Source organism: Acinetobacter sp. AOR43_HL (assembly GCF_027854635.1).
In the GTDB taxonomy this organism is placed as follows: domain Bacteria; phylum Pseudomonadota; class Gammaproteobacteria; order Pseudomonadales; family Moraxellaceae; genus Acinetobacter; species Acinetobacter pittii.
Genome location: NZ_JAKTHX010000002.1, coordinates 271,510 through 292,459 on the forward strand (window position 1 = coordinate 271,510; position 20,950 = coordinate 292,459).

The window sequence follows — 20,950 nt, forward strand, 5'->3', positions numbered from 1 at the left end:
ATGCAACATTTACAATGGTGGACTGATTTTGTAGCGTGGCAAGTTGATGCTCTGCCTATGGTATTGGTCACAGTAGTCCGCGCTGATGGTTCTACACCGCGAGAGGTTGGTGCAACCATGTTGTTGCGGTTTAATTTGCAACAGCAATGGCAGCAGTCAGATACGATCGGCGGTGGGCATTTAGAGTTTCAGGCGATTGATATTGCTAAAGCAATGTTAAAAGAAACGGAAACTTGTGTGAGGCGTATTGAACGCTTTAACCTCAGTGCTCGGTTAGGGCAGTGTTGTGGCGGAGTAATGTGGTTATTATTTGAAAAAATATCACCCGCTACGGTCACATCGGATTTATCCGTGAGTTTGCAAGCATGGCGAGTTGGAAAGCGTATATCGCGTACCGTCTCACATCAATATGCATCCACTTGGCAGACTATGGATATGAAGCAACAACCAAGTTTCGAGTTTGATTCTGACAGTAGTGAGCAATGGCAATTTAGCCAGCAGATTCAGCCTTATGCCATGCAAGTACTGATTTGTGGTGCAGGGCATGTGGGTGAAGCAATTGTCCGTTGTTTATTACCTATTGGTGTTCGGGTGAAATGGATTGATCCACGTGATGATATTTTTCCACCAGATTTACTGCAACAGGTGCAATGCTTAACGACTGATACCTTAGAAGCCGAGATCGAGTATTTTGACCGTTCAGGCGCAATTTTAATATTAACTCATGACCATCAATTAGATTTGCAACTATGTTTTTCAGCCTTGAAACCTGCGGCAAAACCATTTGCTTATGTTGGGATGATTGGCTCAAAGAGTAAAAGGGCCATTTTTGAAAAACGTATGCATGTGCGAGGTTATAGTCAGGAAACTTTGCAACGGTTGGTTTGCCCGATCGGGATAGAAGGGATTTCATCGAAACAACCTGCAATGATTGCCATTGCAGTAGTTGCTCAATTATTACAAGTATTTGATGTAAAAAAATGATCCCAAAGGATCATTTTTTTTGTTCGAACTTAGGATTTTTTTCTGCACGTTTAAGCAGTACGAGAACGGCACCTGTACCACCTTGATTTTCAGGTGCACTTACGAAGGCCAAAACATCGCGGTGTTGACGTAACCATCCGTTGACATAGGTTTTTAAGACCGCTTCAGGGCCTTTACCATGCACAATTTTGATGACATTTTGATTTTCATCTTTTGCCATCTGGATAATTTGTAAAACTGCGTCACGTGCTTGCTCAATCGTGCAGCCGTGTAAATCTACAGCTTCAAACCAACGCATCTTGCCTGCTTTTAAATCTTCAAAAACTTTATGTTGCAGAGTCGCAATGCGATAGCTTAGCGTTGCTTGGCTTGCGACCGGATTTAAAGCAGCTTGCGTATCTGATAACTCAGCATGTTCGGTGTCACGACCACCTTCGGCAGCTGCACGTTTCGCTAGCGTTTGTGCATCGACTTTTCTGGCACGAGGTATTTTTACATCGGCAACATTGCTATTGTTGATGCGTTTTACACCTGCAACAGCCTGTTGAAACAGATGGGTATCTTCCAATTCTTCAGACTCAGCCTGAGATTTTTTAGTCTCAGGCTGATTTGTGATTTTGCTTGAATGAGGATTGGAGATTTGCTTTTTAAATTGCTTCAATAACTTCTGTTGCTCTTTAGAAAGCGATGAATCTTTATTACTCATATATCTTCATTAAACCGTTTGGGGTTGTCCAAAAAGAGCAGTAAAAGCTTGATCTGGACGAGGTTGTTTCATAAAACTTTCGCCCACCAAGAAGCTGTGAATATCATGCTCTTGCATCATATGTACATCATCTGGTGTCGCAATACCGCTTTCAGTAATTAGTAAACGTGAGGTCGGAAGTAATTTTTTCAATCGAATGGATGTATTTAAATCTACATCAAACGTTTTTAAATTACGGTTATTCACGCCTAATAAACATTGCTCAGAAAGCTTTAAAGCGCGTTCCATTTCTTCTTCGTCATGAACTTCAACCAATACATCAAGTTGATGTTCAAACGCAGTTTTCGACATTTCTTCGAGTTGCTGGTCAGATAAACAAGCAACGATTAATAAAATACAGTCAGCATGCAAAGCACGTGCTTCAACTACATTGTATGGGTCAACCAAGAAATCTTTGCGTAATGCAGGCAGGGCACAATGATTGCGAGCAATCGCAATATTTTCATCTGCACCTTGAAAGAAATCAACATCGGTCAGTACCGATAAACAGGCTGCTCCAGCTTGTTCATATTGCTGGGCAATTTCAGCAGGATTAAAGTCTGCGCGAATAACTCCTTTTGATGGAGACGCTTTTTTAATTTCAGCAATCACACCCGGACGTTTATGTTGCAAAGCATTAGCAAAACCTCGAACTGGAGTCGCAGCTTTTGCTAGTTCTTCAACATCTTGCAAATTACGTTGTTTTAAACGCGCAGCAAGTTCCTCATGTTTACGGTCAACAATTTTACCTAAAATGGTATTTTGAATATTAATCATGAGAAGTCCTTAATCTGCCTGAGATTGCTTTAACGTTTTGGTAAATTCAGCCAAAACACTCATTTTTTCTAAAGCCTGTCCGCCGTAAATAATATCTTGAGCGAAGGTAACAGCCTGAGCATAAGTTTTAGTAATGCCCGCCACATAGATGCCTGCGCCTGCATTAAGCGCAATCATGTTTGCTGCTTTTTCACCAATATCAGATTTATTTTTACCCAATGCATCTTTAATCAGCTTTAAGCTGGAAGCAGCATCCGCAACCACTAAACCGTTTAAAGTTTGTGACTCAATCCCGACATCTTCAGGGGTAAGTGTCCATTCAGTAATTTCACCGTCTTTGAGTTCAGCAACAGTTGTAGGAGCTGCAAGGCTGATTTCATCAAGCCCATCTCTTGAATGAACCACCATCACATGTTCAGCACCAAGTTGCTTCATCACTTCGGCAATTGGACGACAAAGTTCATCTGAAAATACGCCAATCACAAAGCGTTTTACGCCGGCCGGATTCGTAAGCGGGCCGAGTAAATTGAAAATGCTACGAACACCAAGCTCACGACGTGGTCCAACAGCATATTTCATTGCTTTGTGGTGGTTTGGAGCAAATAAAAACCCTACACCCATCTCACGGATGCAGCGTTCAGTTTGTTGCATGTCTAAATCAAGATTAATACCAGCTTGCTCAAGTAAGTCAGATGAACCTGATTTGCTTGAAACGCCACGGTTACCATGTTTGGCAATGGTTGCACCTGCCGCCGCAATTACAAAGCTTGAAGCGGTAGAGACATTAAATAAGTTTTGACCATCGCCACCCGTGCCGACAATATCAACTAAATATTTGATATCACTGACATCAATTTTGATGGCAAATTCACGCATGACACGCGCAGCAGCAGTAATTTCGTCAATACTTTCGCCTTTCATGCGAAGGCCCATCATCAAAGCACCAATTTGTGCTTCGGTTGCCTCACCCTGCATGATGCTACGCATAATGTCTTCCATTTGCGGCTGAGTCAGGTGAATATTTTTTGTTATATGGTTAAGTGCTTGTTGAATATTCATAGGGATCACTTATGCATAAATATCTAAAAAGTTTTTAAAGATTTGATGGCCATGTTGACTCAAGATCGATTCAGGATGGAACTGCACGCCTTCAACAGGTAGTGTTTTATGTTTAACACCCATGATTTCTTCCATTGAGCCATCTGCTTCATTGGTCCAGCATGTTACTTCAAGGCAATCAGGTAGTGTTTCTTGATCAATCACCAAAGAGTGATAACGAGTTGCCGAGAATGGGCTAGGAAGATTACTGAAAATACCCTTGTTGCTGTGGTACATATCAGATAAACGTCCATGCATCACCGTTTTGGCTCTTACAATTTTTCCGCCAAAAGCTTGTCCAATGCTTTGATGCCCTAAACACACGCCAAGCAAAGGAATTTTTCCGGCAAAGTGATTAATTGCAGGAATTGAAATACCTGCTTCACTTGGAGAGCAAGGGCCAGGACCAATCACAAGATATTTTGGTTGCCATCGTTCAATATCCTCTAATGTGACTTGATCATTGCGAACTACTTTTACTTCCTGATTCAACTCGCCAAAGTATTGGACGATGTTGTAGGTAAAAGAGTCGTAATTGTCGATCATTAGAAGCATGATGAACTTAACCTCATGATAATTAATATATATTTAATAAGTGACTAAAATAGTTACCCATATTGATACCCGTTTTCAGAAAGGGCTTTCTAGATATATAAAATAAGAAGCCGCTTTCTAATTGGCTAATATAGCAAAAAAAGAAGTAACCAGTTTAACTATTTCATTCGTTAGAAATTTGCTGAAAAAAGCTTTGGGAATAGGTGCTTTTTAAAATTATAGTAAGTAGAAATAAGACAAAATAAACTTCTATTGGAAATAAAAATTATTCTGCCTTATTCATAAAAGAAGATTAAATCTTACGTGTATTATAAATCAGCCAATCTAAAACATCGCCAGACAAGTGTTCAGCGAGCCTTTCTTGAACAGTTTGATGATAGGTATTTAGCCAGTCTTTCTCTTCATTCGTTAGCATATCAACAACGATACAATCTAAATGAATTGGGCAAAGGGTCAGCGTTTCAAACTCTAAAAATTCACCATAAGTTTTCTCAAACCCAGAGTGAAGTTTGTTTGCAACCAGATTCTCAATACGAATACCGTATTGTCCCTCATGGTATAAGCCCGGCTCGTTGGAAAGAATCATACCTTCACGCAACTTACTATAGGCATGAATAGGTGCGTAATAAGAAAGAACTTGCGGACCTTCATGAACGTTAAGTGCAAAGCCTACACCGTGGCCTGTTCCATGTCGATAATCTAAACCATATTGCCATAAAGTATGGCGACAAATTGAATCGAGTAGCGGTGCAGCTAAACCTTCTGGATAAATCGTTTTTGCTAAAGCAATATGACATTTTAAAACGAGAGTATAGTCACGTTTTTGTTGTCCTGTTGGCGTGCCTACAGGAACAACACGAGTAATATCCGTTGTTCCATCTACATATTGCCCACCTGAGTCAATCAGCAATAGACCATCGCCTTCAATAAATGAATAGTGCTCTTCAGTTGCACGGTAGTGAGGTAAAGCACCATTAGCATTAAAGCCAGCAATCGTTGAAAAACTGGGCCCTATAAATCCATCTTGTTGCGCACGGAAAGCTGTAATCTTTTCATCAATAGTGAGTTCTGAAATACTTTCACCATGATGAAGTGCTTTCTCTAACCAGTGGAAAAAGTGGCAAAGCGCGACTCCATCTTTCACCATGGCATGGCGGATATGAGCAATTTCGCTTTTATGTTTACGCGATTTAAAAAGTGTACTTGGGTTGATGTCGTAGACAACCTGAATATCTTTTGCGATGGCTTGTTCATGAAAAATCGAGACTTTGGCTGGATCTAAAAGTACCGAGGTATCAGAAATATTCGATAAAAACTTAGCTGTATCTTCGTAGTCACGAATCTCAATGTCATCAGCTTTGAAAGCTTGTTGAGAGGTTGAATCAACTTTGTTGCTATCAATGAATAAAACAGCCTGTTGAGTACTGATATACAAATGTGAAAGGAATACAGGGTTATACTCTACATCTTGTCCACGTGCATTTAAGACCCAAGCAATATCATCTAAAGATGAAATAAGATGACCCGCAATATTCTTGTTAGCTAAGCTCTCGCGAATTGCCTGAATTTTTTCTTTACGAGAGAGGGCATTTAATCCTTCAGGCATCAAATAGATTTTTTCTGAGGGAAGTTCTGGACGGTCTAACCAAATCTCTCCAACTAAATCTTGCTGGGTTTCAAGTTTATAGTGATTAAGTCGTGCAGTATGTTCGAGCGCCTTAAATTGTTGAATGGATAATGTTTGGCCATTTACTGAAATGACCGAACCAGTTGGTAGATTTTTCTCAATCCACGCGAGATGTGTAGAAGTTTCATCACTGGTCAGTTTTTGTAATTGAAAGCCAGTTTCAGCGAGTTGTTGCTCGGCTTGTACCCAATAGCGACCATCCGCCCATAGACCTGCAAACTTTTGGGTCACCACAAGCGTACCAACAGAACCACTAAAACCGCTTAACCACTGCCTTACTTTCCAATAGTCTGGTAAATATTCTGACATATGGGAATCAGCACTCATCACAATCAAAGCATCAACAAGCTGATTGCGCATGAGTTCACGAAGTTTCTCAAGTTTTTCTGGAACAGTTAAAATGCTCATATAGTTTCCAACTCAGGTTGAACTTTACTGGTACTTTTGTTCATTAATCTATTAATAGGTTTCTTTAATAAAAATAACACGATTGCACCAACGACTAATGCCAAAACGCATCGCATAAAGAGATTCGGTAAATGATCAATATTATCTGCTGATACGTGCCCGCCAATTAAGCCAGCGATGAGATTACCTAAAGCTGTGCCAGTAAACCATAGCCCCATAATTTGACCGCGTATGACATCAGGTGCAAGTTTAGTCATGGTTGATAGCCCAATGGGGCTTAAGCACAGTTCTCCTATGGTAAGTAAAAATAAAGTTCCTACTAACCAAAATGGTGAAACTAGGCCGCCAGCAATTGCGAAACGACTAGCAAAAGACATAACAAGAAAGCCACCTGCTGCGAATAACAATGCAATAATAAATTTGCTGATATAGCTTGGGTCTTTATTTGATTTACCCAGTCTTGCCCAAAGCCATGCTGCAACTGGGGCAAAAATAATAATAAATAGGGCATTAATTGATTCAAACCATACAGTTGGAATCTCAAATCTAAAAAACATACGATCTGTATAGTCTTGTGCAAATAAAGTAAAAGTTGTGGGCTTTTGTTCAAAAGCTGACCAGAATAGGGCAGAGGCTGCTAATAAAACAAAGCAAATAATAATTTTAAATTTGTCATGCTGCTCTAAATTCAGGAAAAGCAGTAAATATGCAAAATAAGCAATAATCCCAATACCAATCCCAACTGTTAAATAAGTTGCTACCTCGACCGGATTGATATGAATGACACCAAATAAGGTAAGAACAATAACGACTGCAACAGATAGTAAGAAGGAGAAAGCAATTTTTGGTGCATTTTTGTTTTGTATGACAGGTTTATTCCAATTGTCATTTTCTTGACGCAACTCATTAAAAGTTTGTAGCTGAGGAACAGCCAATACACGAAAAATAAGTAATGCAACTAACATCCCAAGGCCACCGATTCCAAAACCTAAGTGCCAGTTATGATCACGTGCTAATAAGCCTGTTAGAAGAGGAGCAATAAAAGAACCTAAATTAATTCCCATATAAAAAATGGAGAAACCTGCATCTCGTCTACTATCCTGAGCTTTATATAATGTTCCGACAATCACTGAAATACAGGTTTTAAATAATCCGGTACCTAAAACAATCAGTACTAAACCGAAATAAAAAAAGAATTGATCAAAAATGGTAGTGAGAGCAATAGATAAATGACCTAGTGCAATAATAATAGAACCATACCAGACCGATCGTGCCTGACCTAACCAGTTATCGGCAATCCAACCACCAAAAACGGTCATTAAATACATAGATCCAGCAAATAATCCAACAATTGCGGCTGCAGTTGGACGGTCAAGGCCTAAACCACCGTCATTAACCATTGCAATCATATAAAGAACGAGTAAAGGCCGAATACCATAATAAGAAAATCTTTCCCAAAGCTCTGTAAAAAATAAAGTTTTTAATGGTTTTGGATGGCCGAAAAAAGCTCTGTCATATTGTTCGAGTTCATGCTTCATTTCAAATCCTTTGAACATATTTGTAGTTTAGATAAAACAAAACTTTTAGTTTGTTTAATTATAAAAAAAAGTTATGTTTTATTTTTTAGATTTTTTAAAATGAAAAAGCAAGTTGGTCATGTATAAAAAAGGTATATAACAAATGGTAAAAAAATTAGAAAGTTGAAATTATCAGCCGAAAAGATTCCTCTTGGTGCACCAAAGCTGATCAGACCAGCCCTAGCGTAAAACTACGATAAGAAAAATTAAATTAACACTTTAAAACCTCAACCTTTCTATGGATGGGCAGTGAAGAGTGGTAATTGATATTATTTAAAAAAATTGTGTAGAGTTACTTAGAAATCGTATTTATGTTCAAACTTTTTTGGCAAGGGCATATTGTAGATACCATCGTCTAATTTAGAGATTAATAGTTCTATCGGGAATAGATTATTATTTTTAAGCATTACAGTAAGAAAGTCAGATTTCTATATAAGAAAGTATTATGATCACAAATTACTGTTAGATATTGATGCGGTGATTCATATTAGCGCAACAATTTTGCACTAAATTAGGGCGATTACGAGCTATTCTTGTATGCCATAATTTGAAAATGTCTGAATATGGTGCATTTAACTATGCAAACAGTATAATGGGTTCAAGACAAGGGGCCTAAATCATGGATAGTTATAAGTAATTCAATGTTTTAGGTAAGTCTTATAAAGTTGGTATGAGAATTGCTATATAAATACCAGCAACTAACACGCACTTAACAAGTGCAACAAAATTTCATTGGAGCAAAATGAGCATGGCGAACAAGGTCCTTCAACTCATACAAGAAAGTGGCGCAAAATGGGTCGATTTTCGCTTTACTGATACTAAGGGTAAAGAGCAGCACGTAACTTACCCAGCTGATTCTATTGATGAAGATACTTTTGAAGACGGTAAAATGTTTGATGGTTCTTCAATCGCTGGTTGGAAAGGCATTGAAGCATCTGACATGATTTTACGTCCAGATGCGGAAACTGGTTTTATCGACCCGTTCTTTGCTGAACCAACTGTAGTTGTGACTTGTGACGTTATTGAACCTTCAACTGGTCAAGGTTATGAGCGTGACCCACGTTCGATTGCTCGCCGTGCAGAAGAATACTTAAAATCTACAGGTATCGGTGATACTGCATTCTTTGGTCCAGAACCAGAATTCTTTGTATTTGACGAAGTGAAGTGGGACATCGATATGTCTGGCGCTCGTCATACATTAATCGCTGAAGAAGCTGCTTGGTCTACTGGTAAAGACTACGAGTCTGGTAACTCTGGCCACCGTCCACGTGTTAAAGGCGGTTACTTCCCAGTTCCTCCAGTTGATTCTTCACAAGATATGCGTGCAGAAATGTGTGCAAAAATCGAAGACATTATGGGCCCAGGTCGTGTAGAAGTACATCACCACGAAGTTGCTTCTTGCCAGTTAGAAATTGGTGTGAGCTTCAATACACTTGTACGTAAAGCTGATGAAGTTCAACAGTTCAAATATGCTGTTTGGAACGTTGCACATCAATATGCAAAAACAGCTACGTTTATGCCTAAACCAATGGTAGGTGATAACGGTTCTGGTATGCACGTTCACATGTCTATCTCTAAAGATGGCAAGAACTTGTTTGCTGGTGATGAATATGCAGGCCTTTCAGAAATGGCGTTGTACTTCATCGGTGGTATCATCAAGCACGCTCGTGCATTGAATGCAATCACAAACCCATCTACAAACTCATACAAGCGTTTGGTTCCTCACTTCGAAGCACCAATTATGCTTGCTTACTCAGCGCGTAACCGTTCTGCTTCTATCCGTATTCCATACGTTTCTAGCCCTAAAGGTAAGCGTATCGAAGCTCGTTTCCCAGACCCAATGATGAACCCGTACTTAGGTTTCGCTGCATTGTTAATGGCTGGTATCGACGGTATCCAAAACAAGATCCATCCGGGCGAAGCTGCTGATAAGAACTTGTATGATCTTCCTCCAGAAGAAGAAGCAAAAATCCCAACAGTTGCTCATAGCTTAGATATGGCTCTTGAAGCACTTCAAGCTGATCACGAATTCTTGTTGAAAGGCGGAGTGTTCACTAAAGAAATGCTTGATGCATACATCGAACTTAAAACTGAAGATGTACGTCGTCTTAACACGACTACTCACCCAGTTGAATTTGATATGTACTACAGCTTGTAATACGTATTTCGTAAAAAAGCCTGCATATGCAGGCTTTTTTATTGCTTGGAATGTTGATTGAATTCTCTACGTTTTTTATCAAAAAATTGGAGTAAACTAGGTGCGAGTTTTCATGTGAGCAGATTATGCGTAAACGACAACCAGTACTTAAACAGGAAAAGACTTTAAATCCTGAGTTGAAAACATGGTTGTATGCTTCTGGTTCTCTGACTCAACAACTCACTGAGCTTGGTGGTGGCCAGTTCAGTGTGAAGCCCTTTAAAGAGCACTTTCAGCGTTTAACTTTGGCAGATAGTCAATGGATGAACATGCCTCATGCTCATACTTCATGGGTAAGGGAAACCTATTTATATGGTTGTGAAGCAGAGCCGTGGGTGAAAGCAAAAAGTATTTTTCCAATTCAAAGCTTACAAAAAAGAGCGCGTATATTTCAGCACATCGGTTCTAAACCGATTGGCTTTTTTCTATTTCAAAGAACAACTCCGCTTTGTGACCGTCGTGTCATTCGTTTGCCAGAAGGCTGGACGCGACAAAGTTGCTATACTTGGCATGGATGTAAATTTATCGTCCAAGAAACATTCTTACCGGCTTTTGAAGCTTTTTTAAATCAGCAGCACGACAAGGAATTACTATGACGACTGCAACAGGCACAACATGGCGTCAGCGTTTAGAAGCTTATTATTATCTATGTCGATTTGATAAGCCTGTTGGAACAGAACTGGTGTTTTGGCCAACCATGTGGGCACTTTGGATTGCAGCAGAGGGAATGCCACCTCTACATATTCTTTTGGCGATGGTATTTGGTACAATTTTTATGCGTGCCGCTGGCTGTGCGATTAATGATTTTGCTGATCGTAAAGTAGATGGACATGTAGAGCGTACAAAAACGCGCCCTTTGGCAACAGGGGTAATTAGTCCAAGAGAAGCGGTATATGTATTTTTAGCATTAGTATTTGCCAGTGCTTGTACGCTGTTCTTTTTACCTATCGCGACGTTCTACTGTGCATTAGGGGGCTTGGCGTTAGCATTTATATATCCTTTTATGAAACGTTATACCCATTTACCGCAAGTAGTGTTAGGTATGGCATTTTCTTGGGGGATTCCAATGTCATTTACTGCAATGGGTAAGCCTTTAGATATAACGTGTTGGCTAATTTATTTTGGTAATTTGGCATGGACAGTGGCTTTTGACACTCAATATGCAATTACAGATCGTGAATATGATTTAAAGATTGGCGTGAAATCTACAGCTATTCTTTTTGGCCGATATGACATCCAGATTATTGCTCTTTTACAAGCAACTAGTCTTGTTTTGATTGGTACTGCACTATATTTAGAAAATATTTTATTCCCCTGGGCAATTATTGCTTTAGTTGTAGTGGCCTTTGATTTTGTATATCAAACAGTTAAAACCAAAGACCGCAACCCTCAAGTTTGTTTTTGGGCATTTCGTCACAATCGTTGGGTGGGATTAATCATTTTTCTAGGAATATTTTTAAATTTCATATAGTAAAAATGACCGTGAGGTTGAAAAGTGTTCTATGCAGAGCACTTTTTTTATGTCTTAATATTTGTGCATAAAAATATGCGGAATAAATAACACATAAAAAGGATATTCTATGAAACGGTCAAAAATTGCTTTAGCTATAACATTATCAACTTCAGCACTATTTCTTACAGCGTGTAATGACGATGATGATGACTATATTGGTGTAAATCCTGATAAAACTTATGTTTCTGAAAAATCCTATTCTAAGGATACCTTAAGTGGCGCTTCATCTATAAAAGTAATGACTTATAACATGGTGAATGTACAAGGGAAAACAGCTGAAGCAACCGCTTTAGTCATGTTCCCGAAAGTTGCTCAACCAAAGGATGGTTATCGCGTAGTGGTATGGGAGCACGGCACTGTAGGAGTAGGGGATAGTTGTGCACCAAGTAATAATACGATTAATCCACGCTTCAAAATTTTAGCTGATACTTTATTAGCTGCTGGATATGTGATTGTGGCACCTGACTATGAAGGTTTAGGTACTAGAGGGATGCATCCATACCTTAATTTGGGAAGTGAGGCTAAATCTGCAATTGCAGCAGTTAAAGCTGCTAAAGATCATTACGGTAGTCAATTGAATAGTTCATGGATGTCGATTGGACAATCTCAAGGAGGCCATGCTTCATTAGGAACAGCTGAATTTGCTAATAACGACAGTAACTACAAAGGAGCGGTTGCAACAGCACCAGCCTCTAGTCTTGGCTATATTATTTCTGTAGTTGCTCCGCAAGCAATTAGAGACATTCTTCAAAAAGAGCAGGCTGGTACCGCACCTGTTGGTACGGCTGTAGAAGTATATGCTGAGCTACTTGCATATGCTGCATATACCACAGTGGGTATTACTGCTTATGAACCTAAATTTAATTATCGTGAAATCTTTCAACAACGTTCTCAAAGTATAGCTGAGTTTGCAGAAGGCACTACGGGTGAAAATGGAGTCTGTTTAACTGATTTGCATAATAAATTTGCAGATGATATTCGAGATTTTCTTGCGACTAATACTGGTAAAACAGTTCTAGATTATCCAGGCCTAGCTGGTAATTTCCAGGAGAATCCAACGGTGCAAAAATTCTTGGTAGATAATCAACCTGCTACAAAAAAAATTAATTCACCAGTCATGATTGTTCAAGGTACTGCGGATATGGCTGTACCATATCCTGTTACTAATGCCTTACAAGAGGGACTTAAAAAAATGGGAACTGATGTGACATTTGTACCTGTTGTTGGAGCTGCCCATACTCAGGCGATTGTATGTAGAAATGCTGAAATTTATCAATTTGTTCAATCTAAGATGCCAGCTAAAACAAATATAGTGCTTGATCCATCAGTAATAGATGCTAGTAAGAATGTTGAATGTACTGGAATAGCACAATAATTTTTTATATTTAAAATATTCAAATTAAAAGGGTCTTAAAGAAGGCCCTTTTTTTGTTATATTGTTACGCATTCTGAAATCGATACTATTTGAGTTTGAAGAACTTATGAGCCAGCAACCTATTGAAAAAAAATCTGTTCCTTGGTTATTAATGGGATTGGGTTTACTTATTCCTTTTCTGATTATTGGAATACTTTTCTTGGCTGCAAAAAGTGATGCTAAGAATAAAAAGCAATATGAACAGCAGCGTTTAGAAATGGCAAAAAGAATAGCTGAGAAAGAAGCTGCAAATTCTGAAACGAAATAGCTTGTTAATGAATATCCTTTTGTAATTGGCGTACAGTTGGAATATTGGTGTAGCGTTTTACAAGGTAGCCTGCTTCAGTGAGCATTTGATCACGAATACGGTCTTCTTCTACTTTTTCAAGATGGGTAGGGTCATCTAGCTCAATAATAGCAATCACTTCCATCTTGTCATTTAGCACGACAAAGTCAGTAACTTTACGATTGAACTGACTACGAATTTTATAGTCATTACTGGTAATTAAAGCACTAAAAGCCACTTGTGCTAATACATGATAATTTGGGAAACTTTGTTTTAAACGTATAAACATTTGAGTTTCAAAGTTTGTAATGACAGGACGAGCAAAGAATTTTTGTTTTGGAAATAAATAAGGACGTAAACAAACGAGAAGAAAAATACAGGTGCTTACGCAACCTAAAACAATAAAAAATAAGTGACTCGATTCGAACATGGGAAAGCATCATACAAATAAAAACCCACTCATGATGAGTGGGTTTTTAAGAATCTTGGCTCTCCCACCTGGGCTCGAACCAGGGACCTGCGGATTAACAGTCCGTCGCTCTACCGACTGAGCTATGGGAGAATCTGGAAAAGGATTTTAGGCAGGAAAGGGGGCTGGGTCAAGCCTTAATGGCAGAATTAGAGAGAATATCTAATCATTTGGTTTAAAAATACTCGAAACGTTGATTTTATTAAGAATAATAAAGGTATTAAATGATAAAAAAGAAAAAACCCGCAATAAATGCGGGCTTTTAGAATCTTGGCTCTCCCACCTGGGCTCGAACCAGGGACCTGCGGATTAACAGTCCGTCGCTCTACCGACTGAGCTATGGGAGATTAGTAGATGGCTCTCCAACCTGGGCTCGAACCAGGGACCTGCGGATTAACAGTCCGTCGCTCTACCGACTGAGCTATTGGAGAATCTGATGCGCATTTTATGGATGAAATCTAAAACCGTCAATAAGAATATTAAAGAAAATGAATCGTTTGCTTGATTAATATGCTTTTGTTGTATTAAAAATAAAAAAACCACCCAAAATAGGGTGGTTTTTCATAAAGAAATAAAATTATTTCTCTACACCTGCTGGTTGACCTGCAAGTTTTGCATTTGCATAGTCCCAGTTCACAAGGCTTTCTAAGAAAGTTGCGATGTATTTAGGACGTAAGTTACGGAAATCGATGTAGTAAGCGTGTTCCCATACGTCAATTGTTAATACAGCAATTTGACCATGTGCAAGTGGAGTGTCTGCATTAGAAGTTTTAGTAATAGAAAGTTTACCGTTTACTTCATCAGCAACTAACCAAGCCCAACCTGAACCGAATTGAGTTGTTGCAGCAGCAGTAAATTCTTCTGCAAATTTTTCGTAGCTACCAAAAGCTTCGTCAATTTTAGCAGCGATTGCGCCAGTAGGCTTACCACCACCATTTGGCTTCATAGAATTCCAGTAGAATGTATGGTTCCAAACTTGAGCAGCATTGTTGAAAATACCAGCTTTAGATGCATCACCAGCAGTCGCTTTAATGATTTCTTCTAAAGTTTTACCTTCAAGGTCAGTTCCTTTGATTAAGTTGTTTAAGTTAACAACATAGGTATTGTGGTGTTTATCGTGATGGTATTCTAAAGTTTCTTTACTAATATGTGGCGCTAAATCATCATAGCCATATGGAAGTGCAGGTAAAGTAATGGTTGTCATGTTCCTATTCCTTGCATTTGCTGGGTTATACAATTAAGTGGCTCTATTGTAAATGATTCTGGTAACAATAGGGCATCGTTTTAAAGAACTATACACAATAAAGATCTAATTAATACGCATAACACAGATTGAAAAAAAGACTTAATTAAATCGGATTATTCAATTCAAAATATTCAGCTTCAATTGAAAACTGTTTTGAGATCGCTTGTGCCAAACGCTGAACTCCATAACGCTCAGTAGCATGGTGACCACAGGCGAAATAGTGAACCCCTAATTCTTTTGCTTCATAAAAAGTTCGTTCACTGACTTCACCTGAAATATAAGCATCACAATTTTGCAAAGCAGCTTTAGCAATAAAATCTTGAGCGCCGCCTGTACAGAAGCCTACTTTTTGAATGCTTTGCTTTTCTGCTGGCAAATGAATCACTTTAAAATCAAAACTGTTTTGAAGCTGTGCTTTAAACTCATCTACAGAAACTGCTTGCTCTAAATAACCAATATTACCAATCGGATGTTTCTCGGTTAAATCGAGTGGTTCTAAATTCTTCAAGTTTAGTTTTTCTGCAATCGCTACATTGTTGCCCAAAGTTGGGTGTGCATCTAAAGGTAGATGATAAGCGACTAATGAAATATTATTTTGAATGAGTTTTTTAATGCGGTTGCCTCGCATTCCAGTAATTGGATACGGTTCACCCTTCCAAAAATAACCATGATGTACGAGTAATAAATCTGCATTTTGAGCAATTGCTGCATCAATCGCATCTTCGGAAGCAGTAACCGCACAAACGATACGTTTTACTTCAGTTGAACCTTCAATTTGCAGGCCATTTGGTGCGTAATCTTTAAATTCTGCCGCTTTTAAGGTTTGGTCGCACCACTGAATAATTTCATGCAAATTTGCCATGATATTTCCTGAATTGAGTAGTAAATAATTGCTAAAGCTATAGAAACATATTTTGTTGTGTAACTAAAGCTAGACAAATCTTTTTTGACTTTTTTATGTATATCGACATATTTAATTTAAAATGCTTAACTGAAAACTCTTTTTGTTCAATATATTAATTTAATTAAAAACTTCTTTGCGTAGAGGATATGAACGTGCGCCGCACCTTTACATGGTTACCTTGGGTGTTACTTATTATTGTAATTGCCAGTTTTATTGCATGGCAAAAATACCATCAGCCGAAACCAACTGTTGCAGTTGATGGGGTGCAAATGCCTGCTGAGAAAGTTGAACCACTCGTTGATACTTCGCGAGCGGGCGGGGTGGTATCTTATAGCGCTGCAGTAAAAGTTGCAGCGCCAGCAGTTGTTAATATTTTTACGACCCAGAAAGTTAAACAAAATCATCCTTTATTAAGTGATCCAGTATTCCGCGAATTTTTTGGAAATCAGGTTCCTGAACAACAACAGCAAAATGAAAATAGCTTAGGCTCTGGGGTTATTGTACGAGCTGATGGTTATATTCTGACCAATAATCATGTAATTGCTCAAGCTGATCAGATTGTAGTTGCATTACATGACGGCCGTCGTGCAGAAGCAACGATTGTTGGAACAGACCCTGATACTGATTTAGCCGTAATTAAAATCGATTTAGATAAATTACCTGTATTGCCATTTAAGTTGAGTGGTAATGAAGTGGGTGACGTGGTCTTGGCTATTGGTAACCCATTTGGCGTAGGTCAAACGGTAACTCAAGGTATTATTTCTGCGACTGAACGCTCTGATTTAGGCATTAATACCTATGAAGACTTTATTCAAACAGATGCCGCAATTAATCCAGGTAACTCTGGTGGAGCATTAATTGATGTGGCTGGGAATTTAATCGGGGTAAATACTGCTATTTTCTCTCAGTCAGGTGGTTCTTTAGGAATTGGTTTTGCAATTCCTGCTAAAGTTTGCCAACAAGTTTTAAACTCGATTTTGAAAGATGGCCGTGTAGTCCGTGGATGGTTAGGTATTAGTTTAGTACCACCTACACAAGAAGACGTATTAGCACCTAAACAGCAAATTGGTGTTGTGGTTGCAGATGTCTTGAAAAATGGTCCAGCTGCATCAGCAGGTATTAAGATTGGTGATAAAATTATTCAGGTGAATAATCAACAAATCACTTCAGCATCTCATTTGATTAATTATGTTGCATTACAAGCGCCTAACAGCGAAATTAATGTAATGGTCGAGCGAGATGGGAAGCAACAAAACTTTGTGGTGACAGTAGGGGAAAGAAAAAACCAAAATACTCAATCACAATTTATACCGCTGCCTAAACAGTAAAGATAAAAAAGCCTCGTAATGAGGCTTTTTTCTTGGTGTTAATTAAGTATGAGATAGTGCTTGATGCTGATGTTTGAACTCAGTTAAAGCATCAATACGGTACTGAATGAGTATTTCACCAATCTCAGCACCTTTAATGTTTTCAGGTAAATCCTGAACTTTAATAGAGCGAACGATTTGCATCGCATCCAACATGTACTGAGCTTGGGGATAGGGACGATCTTCTAAACCGAGTCTTCCTTTAGCATCACATTCACATGCTTGTACAAAAGCTTCAACTCTCTCAGGACGGCGTAATACATCTAGGCGCTGTAATAGGCGCCATACTGTTCCTGGTTTTAACGACATAATCTGATGACATTTTAGATGTTCTTTACACACTGATAATGCCAACTGTCGAGTTTGAGTGGGAACTTTTAAACGTTCACATAATTCGGTAACAGGTTTTACTCCACGTTCTTCATGCATGATATGGCGAGGAAGTTCGTTAGCTGGAGTCAATGCTTTACCCAAATCATGTACTAAAACAGCAAATCTAACATCAAGCGAATAGTTTGACTTACAAGCTTGCTGTAAGGACATTAAGGTATGTATGCCGCAGTCCACTTCTGGATGATATTCAGGGCGCTGTGGTACACCAAATAATGCGTCAATTTCAGGGAAAAGATGTTTCAACGCCCCACAGTCACGCAATGTCTGAAAATAAACATCTGCATGATCTTCTAAAAGTGCGCGAGAAGTCTCTTTCCATACACGTTCTGGTGTTAAGGCATCAAGCTCACCTGATTCGGCCATGGTTTGCATAAGCTGCATTGTCTCTGGCGCAATCTGAAAACCATACGAAGAATAGCGAGCCGCAAAGCGTGCAACACGTAAAACACGTAAAGGATCTTCAGCAAAAGCTTCTGAAACATGACGCAAAGTTTTATTTTCTAAATCTGTTTGACCGCCATATGGGTCGTATAATTTGCCATCCTGATCCATTGCTATGGCATTGATGGTTAAATCACGGCGAATTAAATCTTCTTCTAAACTTACTGTGGTATCGGTAAAAAATTGAAAGCCGTGGTAGCCTTTACCAGATTTTCTTTCAGTACGTGCAAGTGCATATTCTTCTTTCGTTTCGGGATGAAGAAACACAGGAAAATCTTTGCCTACAGGTTGAAAACCTTGGGCGAGCATGTGTTCCGGCGTTGCACCGACAACAACATAATCTTTTTCTTGATAGGGATGCCCAAGTAAAAAATCACGGACGGCACCGCCTACTAAATACACTTGCATGAAAAAACCTCTATTCTTCAAGCAATCATGCTACAGAATAGAGGTTTTCTCAAGTCATTAGAGATGCTTTTCGTAAAAAGCAGTTTCTAAATTACTTTTCTTGTTGTTGGATTTCAGCAACAGTTAAAGCAGTCATATTGATAAGACGACGAGTTGTTGCTGTCGGTGTTAAAATATGAACAGGTTTTGCTGCACCAAGTAAAATTGGACCAATAGTAACGTTGTTACCAGAAGTCGCTTTCAACAAGTTAAATGAAATATTTGCTGCATCTAGGTTTGGCATAATGAGCAAGTTTGCAGAACCTTTGAAACGTGAGCCAGGGAATGCAAATTGACGAATGTTTTCGTCTAATGCTGCATCACCGTGCATTTCACCTTCAACTTCAAGCTCAGGAGCTTGCTCAGATAAAATACGATAAACTTCACGCATTTTTTGAGCACTTGAATCAGTCTGGTCACTACCAAAACTTGAATGAGAAAGTAGGGCTACACGTGGAGTAATACCAAAACGACGTACTTCTTCAGCTGCTAAAATAGTCATTTCAGCAAGTTGTTCAGCAGTCGGGTTTGTATTTACGTATGTATCAGCAATAAACAAGTTACGATCTTCAAGCATTAATGCATTTAGCGTGAAGAAGTTATTCATACCTTCTTTTAGACCGATGACATTGCGTACAAAATCAAGGTGAATGTTATAGCTACTGTAAGTACCACATAACATACCGTCTGCTTTACCAAATTTAACCAGTAAAGATGCAATTAAAGTTGAACGGCGACGAGCTTCACGTTGAGCATATTCAACAGTAATGCCTTTGCGTTGCATTGTTTGATAGTAGTCTTTCCAAAACTCTTCATACATCGGGTTTTGTTCTTGATCTACAATCTCAATGTTTACGCCATGTTGTAAACGTAAGCCTAATTTTTTGATATTAGCTTCAATTACAGCAGTACGACCTACTAAAATTGGTTTAGCTAAATCTTCATCAACTGCGATTTGCACTGCACGTAATACGCGCTCATCTTCACCTTCAGCATATGCGATGCGTTTAGGATCAGTTTTTGCTTGAGCAAAAATCGGTTTCATCAAGAATGCAGAGTTATAAACGAACTCAGATAATTTTTGACGGTATGCAGAGAAATCTTCGATCGGACGAGTTGCAACACCTGAATCCATTGCAGCTTTAGCAACAGCAGGGGCAATTTCTAAAATTAAGCGTTGGTCAAGTGGACGTGGAATTAAGTAGTCACGGCCAAATGAAGCAGATTTTTCGCCATAAGTTGCTGCATCTGCTTCTACGTGTGCCATACGTGCAATTGCATGTACACATGCAATTTTCATGTCTTCATTAATCGTTGTTGCACCAACGTCAAGCGCACCACGGAAAATGTAAGGGAAACATAATGCGTTGTTTACTTGGTTTGGATAGTCAGAACGACCAGTTGCCATGATTACATCAGGACGTACTTCATGTGCATGTTCAGGTAAAATTTCTGGATCTGGGTTTGCCAAAGCAAAAATAATAGGGTTCTCAGCCATCTGTTTCACCATTTCTTTGGTGAGAATACCAGCAGCAGAAAGACCCAAGAACATATCAGCACCAGCCATTACTTCATGTAACTGAGTTGCTTTAATGTCTTGAACATAACGTTTTTTCGATTCATCCAAGCCTTCACGTGAAGTAGTGAGTAGACCGCGAGAATCGGCAACAATAATATTTTCTTTATTTACGCCTAAAGCACAAAGTAAATCTAAACAAGAAAGGGCAGCAGCGCCTGCACCTGAAGCTACAATTTTGATTTCATCAATTTTCTTATTTACAAGTTGCAATGCATTGAGCAAAGCTGAACCTACAATGATACTTGTACCATGTTGATCGTCATGGAATACAGGAATTTTCATGCGTTCACGAAGTTTCTTTTCGATATAGAAACATTCTGGCGCTTTAATATCTTCGAGGTTGATACCACCGAAAGTTGGCTCAAGAGAGGCAACAATATCTACAATTTTATCTGGATCGTTTTCTGCAATTTCGATGTCAAATACGTCAACACCAGCAAACTTCTTGAAGAGTACGCCTTTACCTTCCATTACAGGTTTAGACGCTAATGGTCCAATATTACCTAAACCAAGAACAGCTGTACCGTTACTGACTACGGCAACCAAGTTTCCGCGAGCTGTGTATTTAGCAGCAGCAGATGGATCACGTTCAATCTCTAAACATGGCGCAGCAACTCCTGGTGAGTAGGCTAGAGCCAAATCTCGTTGGTTGACAAGTTGCTTACTTGGGGTGACGCTGATTTTCCCTGGGTTTGGATATTCATGGTAATTTAAAGCGGCCTGTTTTAAAGATTGATCGTCCATCTGAGTCTCTATTTGATACAAAAAAGCAAACTAGTCAAATTGCTCATTTAGGGAGAGGCAACTCACTTCTTTAACTACGCTTTAATTTTTACCAATTAAGAGAATAGTAGACGAATTGC

The 20,950-nt window shown here is 39.0% G+C and carries 18 protein-coding genes and 3 tRNA genes; 7 read left to right on the plus strand and 14 right to left on the minus strand.

Annotation, left to right across the window (positions count from 1 at the left end; all coding sequences use genetic code 11):
* The gene (xdhC, locus tag MKL33_RS01250; protein ID WP_069036884.1) at positions 1-984 is read left to right on the plus strand and encodes a xanthine dehydrogenase accessory protein XdhC; all 984 of its coding nucleotides are present in this window, start codon (positions 1-3) and stop codon (positions 982-984) included.
* Positions 985-994: 10 nt separating this feature from the next.
* Here xdhC and MKL33_RS01255 read toward each other — a convergent pair whose 3' ends face one another.
* From MKL33_RS01255 to MKL33_RS01280, 6 genes are all read right to left on the minus strand, one after another.
* A complete protein-coding gene (locus MKL33_RS01255) occupies positions 995-1,690 on the minus strand; it encodes a Smr/MutS family protein (RefSeq protein WP_014207268.1) in 696 nt (231 codons plus the stop codon).
* Between the two features lie 9 nt (positions 1,691-1,699).
* Positions 1,700-2,506 (minus strand): indole-3-glycerol phosphate synthase TrpC, encoded by an 807-nt coding sequence (trpC, locus tag MKL33_RS01260; RefSeq protein ID WP_069036883.1) that lies wholly within the window; start codon positions 2,504-2,506, stop codon positions 1,700-1,702.
* A 9-nt stretch (positions 2,507-2,515) separates the two neighbouring features.
* Complete coding sequence (gene trpD, locus MKL33_RS01265; protein WP_069036882.1) at positions 2,516-3,565, minus strand: anthranilate phosphoribosyltransferase; 1,050 nt, start codon at positions 3,563-3,565, stop codon at positions 2,516-2,518.
* Between the two features lie 9 nt (positions 3,566-3,574).
* Positions 3,575-4,159, minus strand: a complete 585-nt coding sequence (locus MKL33_RS01270; RefSeq protein WP_000925673.1) for an anthranilate synthase component II — start codon at positions 4,157-4,159, stop codon at positions 3,575-3,577.
* Between the two features lie 292 nt (positions 4,160-4,451).
* Complete coding sequence (locus MKL33_RS01275) at positions 4,452-6,254, minus strand: aminopeptidase P family protein (RefSeq protein ID WP_270906327.1); 1,803 nt, start codon at positions 6,252-6,254, stop codon at positions 4,452-4,454.
* Positions 6,251-7,810, minus strand: coding sequence for a peptide MFS transporter (locus tag MKL33_RS01280; protein WP_202732164.1), 1,560 nt, complete (start codon positions 7,808-7,810; stop codon positions 6,251-6,253). The genes MKL33_RS01275 and MKL33_RS01280 overlap by 4 nt, the downstream gene beginning before the upstream one ends.
* Positions 7,811-8,573: 763 nt before the next feature.
* Between MKL33_RS01280 and glnA the strand changes: the two genes are divergently transcribed.
* The 5 genes from glnA (at position 8,574) to MKL33_RS01305 (ending at position 13,223) form a co-directional block, all read left to right on the plus strand.
* Complete coding sequence (gene glnA, locus MKL33_RS01285; RefSeq protein WP_002052696.1) at positions 8,574-9,989, plus strand: type I glutamate--ammonia ligase; 1,416 nt, start codon at positions 8,574-8,576, stop codon at positions 9,987-9,989.
* A gap of 125 nt (positions 9,990-10,114) precedes the next feature.
* Positions 10,115-10,624 (plus strand): chorismate--pyruvate lyase family protein, encoded by a 510-nt coding sequence (locus MKL33_RS01290; RefSeq protein ID WP_032004566.1) that lies wholly within the window; start codon positions 10,115-10,117, stop codon positions 10,622-10,624.
* On the plus strand, positions 10,621-11,499 hold the full coding sequence (gene ubiA, locus MKL33_RS01295; RefSeq protein ID WP_002119072.1) for a 4-hydroxybenzoate octaprenyltransferase: 879 nt from the start codon (positions 10,621-10,623) through the stop codon (positions 11,497-11,499). Before MKL33_RS01290 ends, ubiA begins: the two co-directional genes overlap by 4 nt.
* 109 nt (positions 11,500-11,608) lie before the next feature.
* Positions 11,609-12,916 (plus strand): alpha/beta hydrolase, encoded by a 1,308-nt coding sequence (locus MKL33_RS01300; RefSeq protein WP_069036066.1) that lies wholly within the window; start codon positions 11,609-11,611, stop codon positions 12,914-12,916.
* A gap of 106 nt (positions 12,917-13,022) precedes the next feature.
* Positions 13,023-13,223, plus strand: a complete 201-nt coding sequence (locus MKL33_RS01305; protein WP_032035709.1) for a hypothetical protein — start codon at positions 13,023-13,025, stop codon at positions 13,221-13,223.
* Positions 13,224-13,227: 4 nt separating this feature from the next.
* On the opposite strand, the gene MKL33_RS01310 is transcribed toward MKL33_RS01305, so the two are convergent.
* The 6 genes from MKL33_RS01310 to MKL33_RS01335 form a co-directional block, all read right to left on the minus strand.
* Positions 13,228-13,671 (minus strand): DUF2726 domain-containing protein, encoded by a 444-nt coding sequence (locus tag MKL33_RS01310; RefSeq protein WP_032035708.1) that lies wholly within the window; start codon positions 13,669-13,671, stop codon positions 13,228-13,230.
* A 56-nt stretch (positions 13,672-13,727) separates the two neighbouring features.
* A tRNA-Asn gene (locus tag MKL33_RS01315) sits at positions 13,728-13,803 on the minus strand.
* A gap of 178 nt (positions 13,804-13,981) precedes the next feature.
* Positions 13,982-14,057: transfer RNA gene (locus MKL33_RS01320), tRNA-Asn, on the minus strand.
* An 8-nt stretch (positions 14,058-14,065) separates the two neighbouring features.
* A tRNA-Asn gene (locus MKL33_RS01325) sits at positions 14,066-14,141 on the minus strand.
* A 146-nt stretch (positions 14,142-14,287) separates the two neighbouring features.
* The gene (locus MKL33_RS01330) at positions 14,288-14,914 is read right to left on the minus strand and encodes a superoxide dismutase (RefSeq protein WP_000208083.1); all 627 of its coding nucleotides are present in this window, start codon (positions 14,912-14,914) and stop codon (positions 14,288-14,290) included.
* Positions 14,915-15,059: 145 nt separating this feature from the next.
* Complete coding sequence (locus tag MKL33_RS01335; RefSeq protein ID WP_001284932.1) at positions 15,060-15,818, minus strand: Nif3-like dinuclear metal center hexameric protein; 759 nt, start codon at positions 15,816-15,818, stop codon at positions 15,060-15,062.
* 194 nt (positions 15,819-16,012) lie between these two features.
* Between MKL33_RS01335 and MKL33_RS01340 the strand changes: the two genes are divergently transcribed.
* Positions 16,013-17,188 (plus strand): S1C family serine protease, encoded by a 1,176-nt coding sequence (locus MKL33_RS01340; RefSeq protein WP_005068179.1) that lies wholly within the window; start codon positions 16,013-16,015, stop codon positions 17,186-17,188.
* A gap of 42 nt (positions 17,189-17,230) precedes the next feature.
* Here the strand turns inward: MKL33_RS01340 and MKL33_RS01345 are convergent, their stop codons facing one another.
* Positions 17,231-18,469, minus strand: coding sequence for a multifunctional CCA addition/repair protein (locus MKL33_RS01345; RefSeq protein WP_262440600.1), 1,239 nt, complete (start codon positions 18,467-18,469; stop codon positions 17,231-17,233).
* A gap of 91 nt (positions 18,470-18,560) precedes the next feature.
* Entirely contained in the window at positions 18,561-20,831 is a 2,271-nt protein-coding gene (locus MKL33_RS01350; protein ID WP_002118176.1) for an NADP-dependent malic enzyme, read from the minus strand.
* Positions 20,832-20,950 lie beyond the last annotated feature (119 nt).